This is a genomic window from Frankia canadensis, from assembly GCF_900197875.1.
GTDB lineage: Bacteria > Actinomycetota > Actinomycetes > Frankiales > Frankiaceae > Frankia > Frankia canadensis.
In genome coordinates, this window is sequence record NZ_FZMO01000384.1 from 1 (window position 1) to 2,104 (window position 2,104).

4 protein-coding genes and 1 pseudogene are annotated in these 2,104 nt (G+C 74.5%); all 5 read right to left on the reverse strand.

The window, feature by feature from the left end; genetic code table 11:
- Positions 1 to 308 (reverse strand): annotated as a pseudogene (locus tag C1A33_RS35965) (hypothetical protein); the annotation flags it as partial.
- A 76-nt stretch (positions 309 to 384) separates the two neighbouring features.
- Entirely contained in the window at positions 385 to 708 is a 324-nt protein-coding gene (locus C1A33_RS24270) for a lycopene cyclase domain-containing protein (RefSeq protein ID WP_101833643.1), read from the reverse strand.
- On the reverse strand, positions 705 to 1,097 hold the full coding sequence (locus tag C1A33_RS24275; protein WP_243407894.1) for a lycopene cyclase domain-containing protein: 393 nt from the start codon (positions 1,095 to 1,097) through the stop codon (positions 705 to 707). Before C1A33_RS24275 ends, C1A33_RS24270 begins: the two co-directional genes overlap by 4 nt.
- Positions 1,098 to 1,122: 25 nt before the next feature.
- Positions 1,123 to 1,809, reverse strand: coding sequence for a thiamine phosphate synthase (locus C1A33_RS24280; RefSeq protein ID WP_101833644.1), 687 nt, complete (start codon positions 1,807 to 1,809; stop codon positions 1,123 to 1,125).
- Positions 1,790 to 2,104: sulfur carrier protein ThiS (thiS, locus tag C1A33_RS24285; protein WP_423748137.1), on the reverse strand; the 315-nt coding region annotated here is incomplete at its 5' end. The genes thiS and C1A33_RS24280, both read right to left, overlap by 20 nt.

A 2,104-nucleotide genomic window follows, 5' to 3' on the forward strand; every position in this document is an offset into this window, starting at 1 on the left:
GGGGTGGGCAGCGGCGTCGAGGCGGACGCGGACCCGCTCGGCCGTCGCGAGGTGGGGGTGGCGGCCAGCACGTCCGGCGGGGCGCCGCCGAGCGGGCGGCGCTGGGCGCTCGGCGTGCCGGAACGGCCGGAGTGACCGCTCTCGTCCAGCCGCAGCCGCAGAACCACCAGGCTTGCCGCGAGCAGCGCCAGCGCGGCCACGGCCGCGCCGATCCGACCCCACCGGATCGGCAGGATCCGGCCCGACCGACCCCAGGGAGAACGGTGCCGCCCCGCCGAGCCGGGGCCACCAGCAACATCGTGCGTCATCACGGTCGAGGCTAGGCCGACGGATTACCTCCGATGGGCCAATTAGCTCGTTTGCGTCACCAACTCGGCAAAATTCTCACTCCGTCCGCCCGCTGTGACGGTCCGTGCGGGCCCGCCGGCCCCACCAGACCCACCACGACAGCGTCCAGGTGACCAGTGCGAATCCGAACAGCAGATCCTCGATCGGCGCGTGCGCGATCCGCGGCCCGAGGATGGTGCCGGGATCGTAGACGACGATCCTGAACCCGGTCAGGACACCGTTGGCGATGAGCTGGAAGACAACGATGATCGCGTACGAGGTCCAGAAGATCCGCCGGGTCAGCAGCCGCGTGCGCAGCACCCACAGGTCCGCGGCGACCGCCCCGGCCACGCCGAGCACCGCGAGCAACGTGTAGCTCACCGCGGACCGTCCGCCTCACCGCGAGCGGGAGGCTCCTGCGCAGCGACTTCCTCCGCGGCGGGGGGCTCGTCGCCGGCTGGCCAGCCGCGTACGGCGCGTACCGCCTCCAGGGTCAGGATCGCGCAGACGGGGACGACCAGGAAGAACAGCAGCTCGTCCAGCGGCAGGCGGCCCGGCAGCCGGATGCCGGTGACCGAGCGCGGGTCGAAGGTCCACTGCCCGGCGGCGATGGCGTACACGTCCCAGGCGACGAAGACCGCCACGACCGGCAGCAACGTCAGCGCGAGCCGGCGCGGGCGGGCGTAGACGCGGGTCCCGAGAAACCATTCCAGCGGGGCCGTGCCGAGCAGGCAGCCAACGAGGACCGCGAGGTAGCTGAGGTGTCGCATCGACGCTGCCGGCCCGCGGCGAGGCTCAGCCGGCGCGCAGCCGGCGGGCGAGCGCCGCGGCCTCGGCCCCCGGATCGGCGGCCGCTGTCAGGGCCCGCACGACGACAACCCGGCGGGCTCCCGTCGCCAGGATGTCGTCCAGGGTGTCGGCGGACACGCCCCCGGTGACGAACCAGGGTTTCGACCCGGGTTCGAAGGGCGGGGCGTGGCGCGCGGCGAGCCGGGGCAGGCCGAGGCCGACCGGCGGGCGGCCCTGCTTCGTCGGGGTGGCGTGGACGGGGCCGACGCAGACGTAGTCGACGTCGGGATCGGCGAGCGCGGCGAGGAACTGCTCGGGGCTGTGCGTCGACTGGCCGATGAGGACGTCCGGGCCGACGATGCCGCGGGCGAACGCGGGTGGCACGTCGTCCTGGCCGACGTGCAGGATGTCGGCGCCGGTGAAGGCGGTGAGGTCGGCGCGGTCGTTGGCACTGACCAGCGTGCCCCGCGCCGCGCCGGCCGCCCGGATCTGGCGCAGGCCGCGGACCTCGTCGGCCCACTCCAGGCCCTTCTCCCGCAGCTGCACCAGGTCGACGCCGCCGCGGTCAGCGGTGCCGACGACCGCGTCGAGGAACGGGGCGAACTCGGCGCGCCGCGGCGTGCACAGGTAGAGCCGGGCATCGGCCAGCCGCCGCAGCCGGTCGGCCCTGAGCTCACCCACCGGCGACGGCACGGACGATCTCCAGGGTGTCGCCGTCGGCGAGACGGACGCGGGTGGACTCGGAGGCGGTCAGCGCCTCGCCGTTGAGCTCGACGATGACCGATCCAGGCCGCAGGCCGAGCCCCGCCAGCAGCTCGGGTAGGGGCTGACCAGTGGGAACGCCCCGACTCGCGCCGTTGACGACGATCCGCGCCTCGGTCCGGGCGGACGGGGTCCGCGTGGCAGCGGGCGACGCGGCCGCAGCCGACATCGCGGCGGCTGACATCGTGGCAGCTGAGGTGGCGGCGGCGGGTGATGGGGTGGCGGG